Origin of the sequence: Lysinibacillus sp. NPDC093197 (assembly GCF_044754025.1) — a bacterium.
Lineage (GTDB): Bacteria > Bacillota > Bacilli > Bacillales_A > Planococcaceae > Lysinibacillus.
The window spans coordinates 182,062-200,040 of sequence record NZ_JBIVOH010000004.1; the positions used below are offsets into that span (position 1 = coordinate 182,062).

General features: G+C 33.4%; 14 protein-coding genes. 3 read left to right on the top strand and 11 right to left on the bottom strand.

The window, feature by feature from the left end:
• Nucleotides 1-4: 4 nt before the first annotated feature.
• The 10 genes from ACIP9G_RS13205 to ACIP9G_RS13250 all read right to left on the bottom strand — a co-directional run bounded on the left by ACIP9G_RS13205 (nucleotide 5) and on the right by ACIP9G_RS13250 (nucleotide 12,192).
• The gene (locus tag ACIP9G_RS13205; RefSeq protein WP_401019923.1) at nucleotides 5-931 is read right to left on the bottom strand and encodes a Kiwa anti-phage protein KwaB-like domain-containing protein; all 927 of its coding nucleotides are present in this window, start codon (nucleotides 929-931) and stop codon (nucleotides 5-7) included.
• A 74-nt stretch (nucleotides 932-1,005) separates the two neighbouring features.
• The gene (locus ACIP9G_RS13210; RefSeq protein WP_401019925.1) at nucleotides 1,006-2,244 is read right to left on the bottom strand and encodes a restriction endonuclease subunit S; all 1,239 of its coding nucleotides are present in this window, start codon (nucleotides 2,242-2,244) and stop codon (nucleotides 1,006-1,008) included.
• A gap of 2 nt (nucleotides 2,245-2,246) precedes the next feature.
• Nucleotides 2,247-3,800, bottom strand: a complete 1,554-nt coding sequence (locus tag ACIP9G_RS13215; RefSeq protein ID WP_401019927.1) for a type I restriction-modification system subunit M — start codon at nucleotides 3,798-3,800, stop codon at nucleotides 2,247-2,249.
• Nucleotides 3,787-4,038 (bottom strand): type I restriction-modification system subunit M N-terminal domain-containing protein, encoded by a 252-nt coding sequence (locus tag ACIP9G_RS13220; RefSeq protein ID WP_401019929.1) that lies wholly within the window; start codon nucleotides 4,036-4,038, stop codon nucleotides 3,787-3,789. Before ACIP9G_RS13220 ends, ACIP9G_RS13215 begins: the two co-directional genes overlap by 14 nt.
• A gap of 17 nt (nucleotides 4,039-4,055) precedes the next feature.
• The gene (locus ACIP9G_RS13225) at nucleotides 4,056-4,646 is read right to left on the bottom strand and encodes a restriction endonuclease subunit S (RefSeq protein ID WP_401019932.1); all 591 of its coding nucleotides are present in this window, start codon (nucleotides 4,644-4,646) and stop codon (nucleotides 4,056-4,058) included.
• A gap of 155 nt (nucleotides 4,647-4,801) precedes the next feature.
• Nucleotides 4,802-7,555 carry a type I restriction endonuclease subunit R gene (locus tag ACIP9G_RS13230; protein ID WP_401019934.1) on the bottom strand — a complete coding sequence of 918 codons (2,754 nt, stop codon included), beginning with the start codon at nucleotides 7,553-7,555 and terminating at the stop codon, nucleotides 4,802-4,804.
• 252 nt (nucleotides 7,556-7,807) lie between these two features.
• Nucleotides 7,808-8,590, bottom strand: a complete 783-nt coding sequence (locus ACIP9G_RS13235; protein ID WP_401019936.1) for a hypothetical protein — start codon at nucleotides 8,588-8,590, stop codon at nucleotides 7,808-7,810.
• 35 nt (nucleotides 8,591-8,625) lie between these two features.
• Nucleotides 8,626-9,465 carry a GIY-YIG nuclease family protein gene (locus tag ACIP9G_RS13240; RefSeq protein WP_401019938.1) on the bottom strand — a complete coding sequence of 280 codons (840 nt, stop codon included), beginning with the start codon at nucleotides 9,463-9,465 and terminating at the stop codon, nucleotides 8,626-8,628.
• Between the two features lie 20 nt (nucleotides 9,466-9,485).
• Nucleotides 9,486-10,874 (bottom strand): reverse transcriptase domain-containing protein, encoded by a 1,389-nt coding sequence (locus tag ACIP9G_RS13245; RefSeq protein ID WP_401019941.1) that lies wholly within the window; start codon nucleotides 10,872-10,874, stop codon nucleotides 9,486-9,488.
• A gap of 394 nt (nucleotides 10,875-11,268) precedes the next feature.
• Nucleotides 11,269-12,192 carry a bacteriophage abortive infection AbiH family protein gene (locus tag ACIP9G_RS13250; protein ID WP_401019944.1) on the bottom strand — a complete coding sequence of 308 codons (924 nt, stop codon included), beginning with the start codon at nucleotides 12,190-12,192 and terminating at the stop codon, nucleotides 11,269-11,271.
• Between the two features lie 180 nt (nucleotides 12,193-12,372).
• Here ACIP9G_RS13250 and ACIP9G_RS13255 point away from each other — a divergent pair, with 180 nt between their 5' ends.
• Nucleotides 12,373-13,245, top strand: a complete 873-nt coding sequence (locus ACIP9G_RS13255; protein ID WP_401019946.1) for a sce7726 family protein — start codon at nucleotides 12,373-12,375, stop codon at nucleotides 13,243-13,245.
• On the opposite strand, the gene ACIP9G_RS13260 is transcribed toward ACIP9G_RS13255, so the two are convergent.
• Complete coding sequence (locus ACIP9G_RS13260; protein ID WP_401020179.1) at nucleotides 13,221-14,261, bottom strand: beta family protein; 1,041 nt, start codon at nucleotides 14,259-14,261, stop codon at nucleotides 13,221-13,223. The genes ACIP9G_RS13255 and ACIP9G_RS13260 overlap by 25 nt on opposite strands.
• A gap of 420 nt (nucleotides 14,262-14,681) precedes the next feature.
• Here ACIP9G_RS13260 and ACIP9G_RS13265 point away from each other — a divergent pair, with 420 nt between their 5' ends.
• Together ACIP9G_RS13265 and ACIP9G_RS13270 are read left to right on the top strand one after the other, a co-directional pair.
• Nucleotides 14,682-15,713, top strand: a complete 1,032-nt coding sequence (locus tag ACIP9G_RS13265) for an SRA domain-containing endonuclease (protein WP_401019949.1) — start codon at nucleotides 14,682-14,684, stop codon at nucleotides 15,711-15,713.
• Between the two features lie 84 nt (nucleotides 15,714-15,797).
• Nucleotides 15,798-17,630, top strand: coding sequence for a DNA/RNA helicase domain-containing protein (locus ACIP9G_RS13270; protein ID WP_401019952.1), 1,833 nt, complete (start codon nucleotides 15,798-15,800; stop codon nucleotides 17,628-17,630).
• Nucleotides 17,631-17,979 lie beyond the last annotated feature (349 nt).

Consider the following 17,979-nt stretch of genomic DNA (forward strand, 5'->3'; position numbering starts at 1 on the left):
CCCTTTATTGGGTTGTAACGACTTTAGTACGGCTTGCAAACATTTTTGTACCATCAACAGGATCTTCGACACAACATCGCATAATTAATTTCATTACATCTGAAATTTTGCAACCATTCTTAGTGAAGTGGATTTTATTATTTTGTAATTCAACCTTTAAGTTGTATTCTTTAATCATTGTAGGCATTTTATCTATGTTTTCTTTAAACCATTGCAGTCGGTTTTCCTTAATTATTGTAACCAATTTTTTTGTGAGATTTCCACTACTTAAACATCTTTTGGAGAAATCACCGAAGTTTTCAATAATATCTAGAGAGCTTAAATCATCTAATGCTTTTTCGACAAATTGAACATAGGCCGACTCAAATGAAAAGAATATATGAAAGTAATAGCGGTTGAGAATATACATTTTGTCATCTACTTCAATACTATCCGTTTTAAAATCTAAGAAAATAGACTGCTCAGGCTTAATTTGTTCTAATTGACCATTTTTTAATCTGAATTGAGCTTTAGCTTTGTAAGCTGAAACTTTCATATACTTTCTAAATATATTGACTTGCTTTTTATCTGGTAAAGTAAGCACTGCCACATATCCCCAAATGTCATTTAAAATTAAATCGAGATCTGTAATGGGTCTGGAGGTAATAGGATTCAATAAGGATTTAATTATACTAAGATTATTTACTTCAGTACTTGGTAAATATTCGATTGAATCTTCTTCAGGACTTACAACATCAAATTCATTCAAAGGTTTATTTTCTATATCTTTTTGTAATTTCTCTAAAAAATCATCTCGGAAATTATTTGCTTGTTTATTTAAATCCACAGTGTATGAGGAGTAATTAGTTATTGAACTTTCTGTTATTTTAGTAATGAAATATAGTTTGATTGAAGAATCTTCTAAGTTTAATTTATTTAAAATTTGCTGCATCTGAATCTCCTTTAAGATAATAATTTAGGCTAATTAAAAGCAGTTCTAATACTGTTTAGAACTGCTCTTATTAGTTAAATGAACATTTGTTGCATGAAAGCTTGTTTTTGACTGCTTAAGTAGTCTAGTTGGCTATTTAATGAATGTATTTTTTGATCGAATGAAAATAAGAATTCTCCAATCTTTATTTGTTCATTTAGTGAAGGTAATAGAATATCGAATTTTGCAAGATTTGTTTTAGAAATACCTAAAACTGAAACACCCGTCCCCATTTTCTTTATAAATTCTCTATATCCTTTCGTTTGAGTAACATAAATAAGATATAGTGGATAAACCGATTCTTTAGGTATAAATTTATGAGTGTGTAATCCAGCAACAGTTTTAACTGATTGTAATGATCTAATAAGGATTGCCTTACCTAAATCATTGTAGTCTTCAGAAGCATCTGCAAATAATATATCTCCGTCGTTAACAAATTCAAAATCACGTTGTTCAGTTATTGAGGGGAATTGAACCTTATCACAAATCGTAGGCAATTTTGTATGAATATCACCATAATGTATGTGCTGAACCAACCCTTCTCCTTCACATGAACGTGAATATGAATAACTCACACCGAATTCTCCTAAGTCTCCTAAAGGCTTTTTCTCCCACTCCGGAAAAGCCTGCCCATCCTCATCCTTAAACCGCAATTCCTGATTAAAAATCTTCTGCATAAACCCTTTTTTCTGCTCTTTTAGCAAATCGATTTTTTCTTTCTGATGCTCAATTTTTAATTCTATTAAATTAAAAAACTGAGCTATCTTAGCTTGTTCCTCAATAGAAGGCAAAACTATATCCAAATTTTTAACTAATCCTGGTGTAAGACTTTGTTGTTTAGTTCCTTGAGTATAAGTAATGCCTATTTTTTCTCCATTTTTTTTATACCAATAATACAAGAAATCTAAATTTAATAAATCATTTAATGGAAATGCCAAACAAGATTGATTGGTCGTCATCGGAATAGTATTAATAGCTGCACTATTTCGTGTTCCTTTTGCTTCTAATCCAGTAATTGCTATAAACATTGTACCTGGTGGATAGATTTTTAAGTTAGTGTCCTTAACAGCCTTTTCTGTAATATATTCTTTAGTAGATGATACATAATGTGACTTTAACTCTCCACTACTTATCCAAGGTATGTCACCTTTAAAATAATCAGAATCAATTCTAGATGGTGTACTACCAGTAGCTAGATGCTCAAAAAAATCACCTATTTTATGTTGAAACCATTCATTTTCAAACCCCTTAAACCTCAACTTCGGCACAGCCATCCCTACACCCCCAATTCCTTAAAGAACTTCGCCAATTCCTGATCTACTTTCGCAATCTCAGCGTCAATTTCTTCTAAACGCTTCGCTACAGCTTGCAGGTCAATCGCCTCTTCTTCTTCAAATGTATCCACGTAACGAGGGATGTTTAAGTTATAGTCGTTAGCTTTGATCTCTTCTAAAGTCGCTGCGTACGAATACTTCTCGATCGTTTCACGGCTCTCATACGTCGCTAAAATCTTCTCTACATGCTCGTCCGATAAGATATTCTGGTTTTTACCCTTCTCAAAATCATTCGATGCATCAATAAAGATCACATTATCATCATGTTTACGGCATTTTTTGAACACTAAAATACATGTTGGAATCGATGTACCGTAGAAAATGTTTGCTGGTAAACCAATCACTGCATCTAAATAGTTTTTGTCTTCTATTAAATACTTACGGATCGTTAGTTCAGCTGCACCACGGAATAATACGCCATGTGGTAATACAACCGCAAAAGTACCGTTATCATCTAAATGATGGATAAAGTGCTGGATAAACGCGAAGTCCGCCTTTGATTTCGGTGCTAATTTCGCATACGCACTGAAACGCTCGTCTTCTGTAAACTTATGATCTGCACTCCATTTCGCTGAGTACGGTGGATTCGCTACAATTGCTTCAAAACGCTCACTTAAATGCGCTGGAGCTTCTAATGTATCGTCGTTTTTAATATCAAAACGTTGGTACGGAATGTCGTGCAGCAGCATGTTCATGCGCGCTAAGTTGTACGTTGTTGATACTTTTTCTTGCCCGTAATATTTGAATACTTTTGCTTCACGGCCAACACGTAATAGTAGTGAGCCTGATCCACATGTACCATCATATACGCTACGTAACTCAGTTTTGCCTTGAGTGACGATTTTCGCTAAGATTTTTGATACTTGCTGAGGTGTATAGAACTCGCCTGCTTTTTTCCCTGCGTTCGCTGCGAATTGTGAAATCATGTATTCGTAGGCATCGCCTAATATATCAATCTCCACATCGTCTTGTAAAAATGGAATGTCGGCAATGTTCACGATTACTTTGCTAATCAAAGCTGTACGATCTTTTACAGCACGTCCTAAACGTGAAGAGTTTAAGTCCATATCATCAAATAGGTTTTCGAAGTCTTCTTGGCTGTCATTTCCTAAAGTAGAAGATTCTATAGCTTTAATCCCGTTCGCTAACATTTCGATATCAAAACTGCCGTTCTCACCTTTTTCAATCTCTTTTAAGAAGTGTGAAAATAAATATTCAGGCTCTACTACATAGCCTAACTCATCTATTAAGTATTCTGCTAAATCTTCACGGTACTCTTCATTTGCCCAAGCATCTGCATACGAAATATCGTCTTCTTTTAATAATGTGTTGGCACGCGCCTCTACCTTCTCTGATAAATAGCGATAGAAGATTAAACCTAAGATATAATCTTTAAATTCGCTTGCATCCATTTGACCACGTAAGTCATTGGCCATTGCCCATAATTTTTTGTGTAGCTCAGCTTGCTGCTGGCGTTGTATTTCACTTGTTGTCATTTGTTATTCCTCCATTACTATATTTATAATAAGTTAGGCGATGGTCTAATGAGTTATTAAGATTTTTGGGTTCAGGAAATTTAAAGTCGTGCTGATCTGAAATATATTTTAAAAATAAAAGTTGAATAATAGACTCCTTATATGAAGTAGAATCAAACTCCGCTCGTAATTTATCAGCCATTACCCACAGTTTCTCATTAAATTCCTTTTTTATCTTATCTTTTTCAAATAAATCCATCATTAATCTTCCTAACGTTAGTTATTTTCCATGCTTTTCATCAATTGCCCTAGAATAAATTGACGCTGTAATTCTATGCGTTCTAGTTGCAACGCTTCTTTCTGCTTTTTTAACTGAGCAATGCGCCCTATAACTTTTTGCTTTTCTAAGTCTGGTAGTTCAACATTAAGATCCTTTAAACGTAAAAGCTTCAACATAGAGACAGAACTACCTTCACTTAGAACAGACAACTGTTTTTGAATCGCTGGGTGTTCGTTGAAATACCATTCAAAGAACGCCAAATCCACGGAATCATGTAACTTGATTTTTAAAAAGTTATTGGTTAGTAGTAGGCCACTGTACTTTTCAGGAAGTAAAACAACCTTTTCTGCTTGTGTATGCAGCACTAAACTTTGGGTGTCAGTTAAAAGCCGGGCATCTAATTTTTCTTTAGGAATTCGGATTGCTAATTTTTTTTCATTTGAAATGCGGTAGCTAACACCTAATGTCTCATTAAATTCTTTTAAGGAAAGTGGCTTTACTTCCACAGTAGGTATATTTTTCTCTGTCGTTTCTAATCTAGTGGCAAATGCTCCTTGAGTAAATTCAGCAATTTGTTCTAGTTTCATGGCATCACCCCGAAAGTTATTTTTAAAAATATCATTTCACTACACTCTAAATATAAATGATATATTTAAAAATATCAACACAAAGCGGAAATATTTTTTGATATTTTTTAAAATAACGAAAAAGAGGGCTAGTAATTAGCCCTCTCCTTCTTATTTTATGCGCCATATTTTTCAGTGAATTCACGAATGAATGATGTAATGGCTTTGATTGTTCGTGATTTCTTTAAGAAGCTTCCTGGTAACGAGTCCATAATCGTTTGCTTTTCAATGTAATTAGAATACTCATACGTTGCTAATTGTTCACGAAGTACGGTATTCTCGATGCCGTTTACTTTTGCAAACTCTGTAAGTTCTTTTTCACTCATTTCTTCCTCATAACGATGGAAGGCATCGATTACAGAAATATCAACAGGCAGTGTTGGAGCTACTTTGTGTAAGAAGTCTTTAATGAGCTCCATTTTTAAGCGTAGCTTCGGATCTGTCGCGTGATCTAGCTCTTGCTCAATGAAACGAATTTCCTTCTCACGCTCTTTTGTATCTACCATATTTAAATTGGCGATTAGATTTAGAATGTAACCGACATTAATTGTATCCGTGTGCATAAGCTCTAATTCGAAATCCACATCATGAAGAATGGATTCCTTTGGTAGCTCGCTCCGCTTATATTCGTCATATACTTTAAAATACTTACTTTTGAAATCCTCGTAGGTTTGTTCCGAAATAGATAGTACATCTGCATCAAATTCAAAGTCAGAGAACGACTGCAATTTTTGCAGGAACTTCGTCACGTTCTTGAATGCTATGATAAACTGATGCTTTTCTTCTTCACTTTCTAATTGATCAACGTCTGCAGGGGTTGCTGCCAATGCTTTTAAATTAGAAATAGCCGTTAGAAAAGCGCCTAAATATTCAGTTTGACTTTGCATAAGCACCGTATCGACATTGTCCGTTTGTGAGAACAAGCGAATCGCTGCATCTGTATTGTCTTTTAAATTACGGTAACACACGATATTCCCGTACGGCTTTGTCGTTTTTTCTACACGATTGGTACGGCTATAGGCTTGCAGCAAGTCATGATAAACCATATTTTTATCAACATACAATGTATTTAAAGGCTTACTATCAAAGCCTGTTAAGAACATTTTCACAACGATTAAAATATCGATTTGTGCCTTTTTTACACGCTTTGAAACGTCAGAGAAATAACGATCCCAAGTATCTGTCGAGTAATCCGTTTCAAAGAAGCCATTATAATCTGTAATCATACGATCTAAAGCTTCACGTGAATGTTCTTCTGTCCCATCACTATCTTCATTTTGACCATATGTATATATACCAGCAATTTTGAAGTTATGGTCCTTCGACTTAAAAATATCATAGTACTTAATTAACGTCGGAATTGAATCCACAGTAAACATCGCGCAGTAGCCTTTACTTTTTGAACGACGTAAATGATTATCAAGTATATGATCAGCAACAAGGTTTAAACGGCGCTCATCATGCCAAACCTCTTCTGTATCAATCGCATGCACTTTCTGTGTATTATTGTCATCTACTTTTGATTTAACGGTACTGATATATTCTACAGAGAAGCCAAGTACGTTTTCGTCACGAATGGCATCTTTAATTAGGTAATGATGCAAGCACTTTTCAAAAAGATCGGCAGTGGTACGACCATCTTGGCTTTTATTTTCTTCAAAACGCGGTGTACCCGTAAAGCCGAAATACTGTGCATTTTGGAAATGCTGATTGATTTCTTTTCGCATATCCCCAAACTGGCTGCGGTGGCACTCGTCGATAATAAATACAACATGTTCTTGTTTATAAGGCTCCATAATTGAAGAATATTTTGGACTTTTTACCGCATTATTCATCTTTTGAATCGTTGTAACAATAAAGTTTTTCATCGGATCTTTAATTTGCTCAACTAGAACAGACGTATCTTCTGTCCGGTCTACAGCTCCTTTTTGGAACTTATTAAATTCTTGAATCGTTTGACTATCCAAATCTTGACGGTCTACTAAGAAAAATACTTTTTTAATGCCATCTTCATTGGAAAGAATTTGCCCCGCTTTAAAAGAGGTTAATGTTTTACCAGAGCCCGTCGTATGCCAAATATAGCCGTTATTTTTTGTTTCTGTTGCGCGTTTTACTAATGCTTCCACTGCATACACTTGGTACGGTCGCATAACCATTAAAGCTTTGTCTGTATCATTAATGACCATATAACGGCTAATCATTTTCGCTAAATGGCATGGTTGCAAGAAAGTACTTGTGAAATCCTGTAACGTCGTGATTAATTCGTTTTCTACATTTGTCCAAAAGAATGTAAAGCCAAACTGAATATCGTAATCAGAGTTAGAGAAGTATTTTGTATCAACACCATTACTCACTACAAAGATTTGTAAGAAACGATATAGCCCTGTAAATGTATGGCGGCGATAACGTTGGATTTGATTAAAGGCTTCTTTAAAATCTAAGCCACGTCGTTTCAATTCGATTTGTACAAGCGGTAAGCCATTTATTAAAATCGTAACGTCATAGCGATTTTTATACTTACCTTCCATTGTAGTCTGCGTCGTAACCTGGAATAAATTTTTACACCATTCCTTCGTATTTAGCAGCTCAACATATAGATCCGACCCATCTTCGCGCTCAATACGTAGCTTATCACGCAAGATTTTAGATGATTCGTAAATACTTTTATCTTCAATTTCCGTTAAAATACGACGAAATTCTGAATCAGTTAATGGTTGGCCATTTAATTTATGCTCATTAAATTTATTTAATTGCTCGCGGAAATTTACTTTAACATCTTCGTAATCTGTTAAGGTCACGGGTGTGTAACTTTGGTTTGTTAACTGTTTCAGTAAATTCACTTCTAATTGTGCTTCGGATTGGTAGCCCATATAAGTTAGCTCCTTTGATCGATGTTAGTACTATTATACGTGATTATATCAAGTATTGTTTCAGTAAAAATGCTCTTACGGTAAAAAAGCATATGAAGCTACCCAAGTAGGATCTTGGATTTTAGCTTTCATATGCTCTATTTTTATTTGCTCATCAAAGTGCAAATAGGTTTTCATTTTATATTTTGATCTAGGAAGGCCATGCAATTGTCGTGGTCCATTCCGTTGAAACAGTTTTATCCATCTTTCAACTTAACCACCAACTTTTTCTTTATATGCTGCTACAGCCTTTTCATAAATCCTCCCCTGGATTGAATACGTTACTGTGTAAATTGTTATTATTAATGAAATCAATCCGACAGTATTTCCAAAACTAGCAATACTATATTTATCAGCAAAGCCTACTAAAGCTTTTATTATCGCTTCATCACTTTTTATAAGTGTCACAATCCCAAAAAACATATATCCAACTAAACCAAAGTAAAAAATCAAATTTACAATCACTGTATTAAAGAATTTAATTTGATCATTGAGAGTAATGTACTGAGATAAAACATCCCTTGAAATAAAAGATTCTTCAGTTAAGTCCTCATTAATAAAAAACTTTTTTAGTACCGAATAATACATATAAGTAATGATTGCCTTTACAATTATTAGAATAGAATAAAGATACGTAAATAAGGTTAATGCAAACATCACTACTACAAATTTAAAATACTCACTCATTTCATTTAAATTATTCGCTACAGCTAGCATAAAGACACAACACCCAAGGAGCGTATAAATAATTAATGCTACATAATTTTTATAATCTCTTGGCAAACTGTTGTAACGTTCCTGACTAGTTTCCAGAATTAATCGATTAGCAAGTAGGCATACTCCATAAAGTATTAATGTCGTAATTATGATTATTACTGTCGTCTGTAAAGGACTTATTATTATAAATATAGGTGCTAGGATTAGTAAAAAACAAAAAGCAAAGTCACTAGAATTCATTTCTTTATAGTATAAAAAACGTTTGATTTTTTTCATCATTCACTCCAACCTATAATGCCGCTTCTCATAGTCGATTAAACCAAATCTTTCAAACTCCTTCTATTACTATCCTTCCACTCCGTCAATCCATTTGCACTTCGCCCCATGACAATATCAGCTGCTGCCGAAGGACTCGAAAACAACAGATCTTCCATCACAATAAATTCATTATTAATGACAGCTATTTTTTCTGTCTGTATTAGCTCATTTCGCATTGCAATTGAACGCTCTCCATAGGAATTTACATAATCAGTAGCAATTTTAGATCCCTTTAATACAACAAAACCTTCTTGCGTCTGAACCCCTTTTGCTTTTGCACCACGAGCAGCTTCAATATAGAAAATTTCATTCTCATTGATCTCTGAACTAACTTTAATCTCTTCAAATAGCTTATGTCCTAGCGTATTCACCATCATCATAAGATTACTTATATATTCATCCATTTCCGCGCGATCTGGTTCTGATATTGATGGTACTGGAGGAATGTTACCGTTCATTACGAAATAGCGATTAGTCGCTTTCGCTTTTTCATACAGCTTATTTTCAATATATTTAATATGAGCTTTATTTAAATTCTCGTCTTTACTGATAAATACAATGACTTCATTCCAAAAGCCCTTTTCGCGTAAATGATCTTGCAAACGTTTATAAACTTCTTCTGCTTCACCTATGTAAACAGCCTCTTTATCATCCTCATTACGACCGAATAGCATATACACACCTGTTGAATTTAAATTAGGACGATCTGCGCACTTCTTAACTTCAGTACGAGGAATTCGATACGCCAAGCCTGTCCAATTTGAAAGTTCACAAGTTAAACGGCCACTTGGATCTCCGTCTATTAAAAACATTTTGATTGTTTTGCCGAAAGTCATTCTCTTCTCTCCCTGTTGTATTAATCACTTAACCTTTTCTGTATCTTCAACCAATGTCTTTTAGTTTGCTTTTTAATATGAGATTTACAAGGCAACGTCTTCATCATTCTATGTGCTTTTTTTGCATAAGCATTAAAGTTACCATATCCCATATATTTATGGCCAAGATGCGTATACAAATCATATAACTTTCTTTTAGGTCCCGGTCGATTAGTAGCATAAGCTATTCGCTTACTTGTTTTAGCTTTTTTATATGCGCGGGCATAATACTTGAACAAACTTTTCTCGCGTATTCGAATGAGATTTCGATCTAGGACGAAGCCTAAATAATCTAAAGGACTAACTTCCATCTTTTCATTATAAATCGTCTTATCTCTATATAAACGCAGCACTGTTTTCTTCTCTTGAATGATCAAACCTTCATCTTTATAGCAATCAATTTGAGCCATCAACTCAGTCTTCCACTCTTCAAGTAGTTCCACAGTAGCGATAGTTGCAGGAATAACTAGTATAAGATCATCACAATACCTTCTATATAAAGCATCCGGATGTTTTTGCTTGGCCCATTGAAGCACTTCTTTATCAAAGTCGATCAAATGTACATTAGAACAAACAGCACTCATGCCAGAGCCTTGCGGTATACCGAATGAATACTGATTCACCTTGATTTTTCCATGCTTAAATTCCCTAAATTCAGCTGGTTCCATAATTTGAGGTAATCGAGATCGAATCTTTTTCAATTTCTTTTTACCGTACTTATCAAGTAAAAATTCTTCAATATCCTCTTTCTCTACATATGAATGACGAGTGATATTTTTATAAATTTTGAACCAATCTTTCGACAATTCTTCTACATTTAATACACGCTTCATTTTTTGCTTAAGTGATTTATGATCGATATTATCAAAAAAGCTCGTAAAATCTAAAGCTATAACTATTGCCTGGTCTTGTTTCAAAAGAAAATCAAAAGCCTCATAGGCAAAATCAATATTATTTTTGCCACGCTTATTATTACGATAAGCTACGGCTATATCATCAATGCCTTTCTCGGAAGCATAATCATTATACGCATTGTTTAATAAGTCTCCGTAATATTTATAAATAAGACTATCTTTGTGAGCAGCATAATAAATTTCACGAGGCTTCTTATCTTTTTTCTTAAATTTTTCGCCGTTTTCTTTTTTTAAAGTTATATATTTTTTAAATACAATTTTAAAATGGATAGATGGTAAAAAAGCATATGAAGCTACCCAAGAAGGGTCTTGGATTTTAGCTTGCATATGCTCATCATCTTTTATGTCCACTCGTTTATCAAAATGAAGATATTTCTTTTTCTTATATTTTGACCAATTAATTTCAGAAGAGCTAGAGAGGCCATGTAATCCCCGTGGTCCATTACTTCTGTTCATAACAGATCAACCTCCTAGCATAATTTGGCGGGGTTTACTCTAAAGAGTAAAGTGCCCTTTGACCACTAGTCCCTTTATAGGACTTCTTAAACATTTGGTATAATTACCGTAAGGAGGCAATTCTAACCTTGATTAGTTTATTCAATGTGGAAGGCCAAGCATTAATAGCGTTGATCCTCGACATCTGGTGGTTTAGCGAGTTTATGAACGTTCAGAAATTTGCTAAACATCGAAACTAATTGCTCTCACAACCAATTTTAGAGATAGAATAATCATAACTAATAATAACTAAATTTACAATTTATTCTTTCTGAAATTATACTTATATAGTCTCATCTTTATTAGTTACATTTTCTTATATATCATTACAGCTAATTTTTGAAATATTAAAACTCTATATGTTGAAAACTGCAAAATCCCCTTTAAATCCACATTCTTTAATACTCTCAATAAAACGAGATCTCGTTTCTATAGAATCATAATCATTTAAGTACCATGTGATATCCTTAGTATCTAATACACTACATATTTCTTTAATATAAGGTAAATCTACTTCTGAAAAAGAAAATCCATGCGAATAAATTTTATTTACTAATCCTAGAGAATCAAATAATGAACGATTAGCTCGTATTATTTTACTTGTGTCTTTTCTTAAAGAACTATGTAGCTCTGCTAGTGAAAATTCAGTGCCTACATAGCCATTTTCAAAATCTTCTCTTTCAACACCATGGCCTATAATAATTTCATTATTCTGTTCACCATGGATATGAAATACATTTTCTACTCCATAAATATCTTCTAAAACCCTGGTATAATTAAAATTAATGACATAATCATTAGAAGCATCTATTAAATCGTTCAAAGTCGGTTTAACTTCTACATCCGAAATATCTATTGAATTAATCCATCTAGAAAAAAATTCTTTAATTTGAATTGTAACATGATAAAAATTTTGAGAAACATCTTCATGGTTATATGCCATATGCCATTCATTAAAATTCTCATCATCTTCATCATATAAATATGACATATCATCCAAATAATCATCAAAATCTAAATACCCTAGACTTTGTTCAATATTACACCAGTGATCTCCATCTTCTTCTGCTTTAGAAATTACATCCATTAAAAAAGCAACTACCTCATCATCATCATATACCTCAGAACCGTCTGGCATTAAAGTTGATGAAATATTAAAAGATGGACTAGTTTCTAGCGCTTTAGGATACATTGTTTTTAAATATGAATGAAAGTGTTTATAGCTTGTCGGTAATTCATGAGCTAAATCAAAGCCATTTCCAATAATAAATAAATTCATTTTTTCATCTCCTACTAATAAATACATGTAATTTGTCTTGGTGACCAAAATAAAATTAAACTATAAAATTCTATAATAATTAAAGGTTTTATTAAGGACTAATCGAAAATTTTAATAATAGATAATTAAAGTAAATAATATTATAATAAAGTTGTTTTATGTTTAAGGAGTGAGTCAGACTTGTTAGAAGAATGCATAAAAACGATTGAAAATAGTTGTGAACTTGCTGAATTGGTTGAATTCTCCAATAAATTACACTGTTTATACAGTCCTTTTCTACTTGATCAAAAAGTATGGGCTATTATTGAAGATGTGCTCCCTTTTGATATATATAAACATATAAAAATTTATAAGGACTCCTTATTGGGACATGCAATAGTAAATGAATTAGCGATTAAGTATTTCCCAGGTGAAAGTACAATTAAATACCATTTTATTAAAAACTATTTAAAACGTTTAAATGAAGTTACGACGTTTGAGTTGAACGTAGGAAAGAGTCGCTTAGATATCGGTAGAATAAATGGTAAATCTATTGCATACGAAATTAAGACTGAGCTTGATTCCTTGGAAAAATTAGATAAACAGTTATCTGATTATAGTAAGGTTTTTGAATATGTATACGTTATCATCCACCCTTGTCACTTGGATAAAGTAATTAAAAGAATACCAGACCATGTTGGTGTTATTACTTATAAATTAAATAAAGAAAATTGCACCTTTGCTTTTAGAAAACGTGCATTGAAAAACCTTTATCTTTCTTCAATCGGTCAATTAGAAGCTTTAAATAAAAAAGAACTTGATTGGATCATAAAAGATAATGGAAATTTAATTTCAAATAACGAGAGAATAGATAAAGAAAGCTTTATTTTAGCGCATTTCTCTTCAAAAAAAATCAACTTGTATTTTAAAAAAGTGTTAAAAAGAAGATACAGTAAAAAATGGGGGTATCTTTGCGACAATTTTGAAAATGTTTTACCCGTAGATGTTCAAACATTTTTTGCTACTCAAGCAGATCCTTACTGGATTTATTATAAAAATTCTTCCATAGTATAAAGGTAATGTCCGCATGCGAAACCTTTCCATTCCGGCTGACTATTACCTTTTTTCTGTTTTAAACTAATTTTTTCTATTGTTGAACAACCTAAACACCCATTAATATTATGAGTATTTAAATATTCTTGCCATACATTAGATTTCAAAATTTCTGGAATTAGTACACCTTCAAAAGAACTAGCGTTATCTACGTCTCCCTTAAATCCATAATAGGAATTATTTAACCATGAATACATTATGTATCCTGGGCTAATTCTTCCTCCTTTAGTTAAATTGTCTTTTTTAACTCCGCAATAATCCCCAAATGCTGAAAAACCTAAATTTTTATATTCTTTTAAAAGACTGTTATCAGCAGCATATACAATCTTTCCATTATCTAAAGCTACATTAGTTAGTGAACTTGGGATAGCAGACCTAATTAAGATAATTTTACACCCTGTTTTAATGGACAAATTTATTAGATCACCATACATATTTTGATTAGCTGAATGAGTATGAGAAGTTTCTTTTAAGTCTAATATTACGTAATCTTGACTTTTTATTACTGTACCTAACTCATTTAGTACTAATTTAAAATGCTCATTATAAATTCTAAATGTTTGTTGATTATACTCAGATCTTAAAATATTTGATTGTTTTATAAGACTATTAGAGATATATTGATCGTTAGGATTATACGATACTACAGGTATTATCTTATCTTTTTTAGCAATTAAACGCTGATCTTTAAAGAGATTTATTCTAATATCAGGATTTACCATTATTGGCGTTAGAAAAGAGAGTACACCAGGTTGGGTATTATTTTGTAACTTAATATACATTGGGAAATCTAGCATAATTTTTGTATTGATCATATCTATATCTTCAGATAATTGATCTATACAATCCTTTTTGCTGTTACTTCTAAGTTTATTGGAAACAACTTCTATCAAAGGGATTATTTTACTACTAATAGGTGTCGATAATAACACTTTTCTTTCCTGAGCCCTATATCTAAATACTGGAGTATATTTCATTTCTACCAATTATACTTCCTCTCCTTTCTCTATCTAAAGATACCCTTAATAGAATATTATTCCATAATAAATGTTTTTTACAAGTATTCACATTGATAGAATTCGTTTTTATAACTGATAAATTGTATAAATGATTCTGTAATTGCCATTTTGCTCTTCAAAATCCCCATCCATAGCTTCTTTATTATCAATTTCAGTTTAAGAACATAGAGATTTTAAAACTCAAATACTCTAGACTCCATTTTAAAAATATGATTCTCCTTCTAATCTCCAATTCGGCACAAAAAATATAAAATAATCATCCGAAATTTATTTTTTATCAGTGATTTTATAATCATAACTGATAAAAAACTTGATTTTTGTGAGTGGATTAAATATGATGTAGTCAAGTAAGAAAAATTGCTTTCGGGGGTAATTTAAATGGATGCAAAAACATTACAAAAAGAATTAGGAATTTCACAGGCAACCTATTATCGAATGGTACGTGAAGGAATGCCTTACAAAGAAATTGGAAAGTCGAAAATTTTCGAGTTAGATGAAGTAAAAAAGTGGATTGAATTACGTCAATCTGCTGAAGGCATTTCGGATTTAGTCATTGGCCAAAAGTACACGAATAACGAGATCGCAACAACGTTTAAGTGCTCCACTCAAGGTGGTATGCGCCGCTCTCATGCAACGAATACGCTTATACTATTCACAGACCATTCCAATCCAAATGCAGTTTATGAAGATAAATGGGTCGGAGATGTTTTACATTACACAGGCATGGGGCTTGAAGGTGACCAAAATATCGATGCCTCACAAAACAAAACATTAAAAGAATCAAACGAAACAAGTATTCGCGTATTTTTATTTGAAACACTGGCCTCAACAGAACACACTTTCCGAGGTGAAGTTATTTTAGTTGCTGAACCGTATTACATGTCTGAAAAAGACCAAAGAGGAAATTTGAGACAAGTTCTTAAATTCCCATTAGCTTTAAAAAATAATCTTCCTGTTGAACAGCAAGAATTGGCTGTAAACGAAAAAGAAAAAGAGCGAAAAGCACTAACGTTATCTTCAGATGAAATTAAAGCCCGCGCACTTTTAGCCTCTGAAGCAAACGAAAATTTAGTAAACAACATCAAAGCTAGCAACAATGGCAAGCAAAAAACTCCATCTCGTCGGGTGACAACCACTGTTTACGAACGTAATCCTTATATTGCTCAATATGTAAAACATTTAGCGGATGGTAAATGCCAATTATGTGAACAACCTGCTCCGTTTGAAGATACATTTGGTAATCCTTTTCTTGAAAATCATCATATACACTGGCTTTCCAATGGTGGACAAGATACTATACAAAATTCAATTGCATTATGCAGTAATTGTCATCAAAAAATGCACATTTTAAATCTGCATAAAGATGTAGAAAAATTAAAGGCTATTGCTTCTATGTATGACTTAACTTAAAGTCTATTAGCTTACGTTCACTAAGGACCTAAGTTATTTATTTTCTTTTAACCTCATTAATTTCAATTGTAATTATTCTATTAATTGGATGGTGATCACATTGAACTACGGCTGGAAAGGCACTATCAAAGAATTCCTCCAACTTTCATTAAACGACTTCATTCAAACATTAACTTCTTATGTATACGGTTCACTAAGTTCACAGAATGGCATGATGAACTTGAAAAAATTCAATCACAGCAAAGAGCGTGGAAAGACTGCTTCAAAAAGCTACAGGAAATTTTACACAACTACAATACTCTTGAGGGCTGGGTCATTTTTGAATATTCTATTTTACGTGGCAGTGGTCGTCGTCCAGATGTACTTTTGCTACTTCCTGGACACGTACTTGTCATTGAGTGTAAAAGCTATAACGCCGTTAGTGTTGCGGAATATTTACAAACTTCCCTATATGTCCGCGATATCGAACATTACCATTCGACAGTACAGAAGCATTCACTCAAGGTAACAGGTGTATTACTACTGACAAACCATTCAAGTGATACACTGTTACCAAAAAATGAGTTCCAAGTGTACTTAGCATCTCAAAATAGCTTATGCAAATTAATTAATGGGCTTATTAAACAAAGTTCGAACAATACAATTTCAGCAGATCAATTTTTAGAAGGTACATATCAACCCTCCCCCTCTATGCTGGAGGCGGCACGCGCCATTTTAAACAATGAAGATTTGCCGCGCATTAAAGTTGTTAATAGTAGTAACTTTGATGATGTCTATAGCACCATTCAATCTGTTATTGAGGAAGCACAGCAAACAAACACGCACCATCTCATTTTAGTTTCAGGTGAACCTGGTGCCGGGAAAACCTTTTTAGGATTAAAGATCGCACATGCAACGCCAAATTCTGTTTATCTATCAGGCAACGGTCCATTAGTTGAAGTATTACAAGATACGCTCGACAATAAAACGTTTGTTCAATCGCTTTATGGTTATAAGCGTGATTATTTGCAACACGGTAAAACGCCTCATGAGCAAATTATCATTTTCGACGAAGCTCAACGTGCCTGGGATGCACAAAAGATGAATAGCCATTTAAGCGAACCAGATGTCATTATTCAGATTGCAAAAACGAATAAACCTTGGAGTATTGTCATTGGATTGATTGGTGATGGACAAAAAATCCATTTAGGTGAGGAAAGTGGATTAAGTTTATGGAATACAGCGATTAAAAATCAGGGTATTACCGTTCATGCAAAGCACGATAACCTTTTATTTGAGAACGCTGAACGCTATGAACAACATGAACACTTACATTTAAACTGTTCGTTACGTTCACATGCTGCACTCAAATATTATGCTTTTGTGAATGCGTTGCTTGATGGCGATATTGAAAATGCTCACCTGTTAAAGCAACCCTTGGAACAACAACGTTACCCCATTTTCGTGACAAACGACTTACATCGTGCAAAAGAACAACTGCGAAACTTATATACAGGCGATCATAAAACATTTGGAATTTTATGTGCTTCCGGTGCAGACCGTTCAAAACATGTTCCAGTAGTTCCATTCGGTGGACGTAATATGCTACCAAAACCTGCGACAGCTTATTTTAATTATCCGAATAGCGATTACTACTGTAAAGACTTACGCTATGCTGCAACTGAATTTCAAACACAAGGGCTTGAGTTAGATACAGCTATCGTACATTGGGATGAAGATTTATACTGGCATAATGGACAATGGCAATGCAACTACACTAAAACCGGTGCTAAAGATCCACAACAAATGAAACTTAATGCCTATCGTGTACTTCTAACACGTGGCCGTGATGCAACGATTATTTATGTTCCTGATAAACCAATATTAAAAGGTACCTGGGATTTGTTCATTCATGAATTAAAAATACCGGTACTATAATTTTTCAGAGGGCGATTTATATATCCCTTAATTTAAATGTCGACATTTACCCTGGTGAGTATTAGTAATACAACAAATAAGTTGCACTCATAATAAAAAGCTGCTCGAACAAATCAAGCAGCTTTTTCATCTATAATTGTGCTAACGCTAGCTTACGCGCTTACAGCTGTACTAATTGCTGCGGTAGTACCCTCAACCTTCATTCATTCTTTTAATGAAGGGCCAGCATCTGCTTGTACTGTTTCCTTTATTTGCTCAGCCTCTTTATCGATTTCATTATTTTTTATTGATTTCATCGACCATTTGCTCTTGGTTTTTTTGAAGCGTTTCGTGTGCTTTACATGTATGT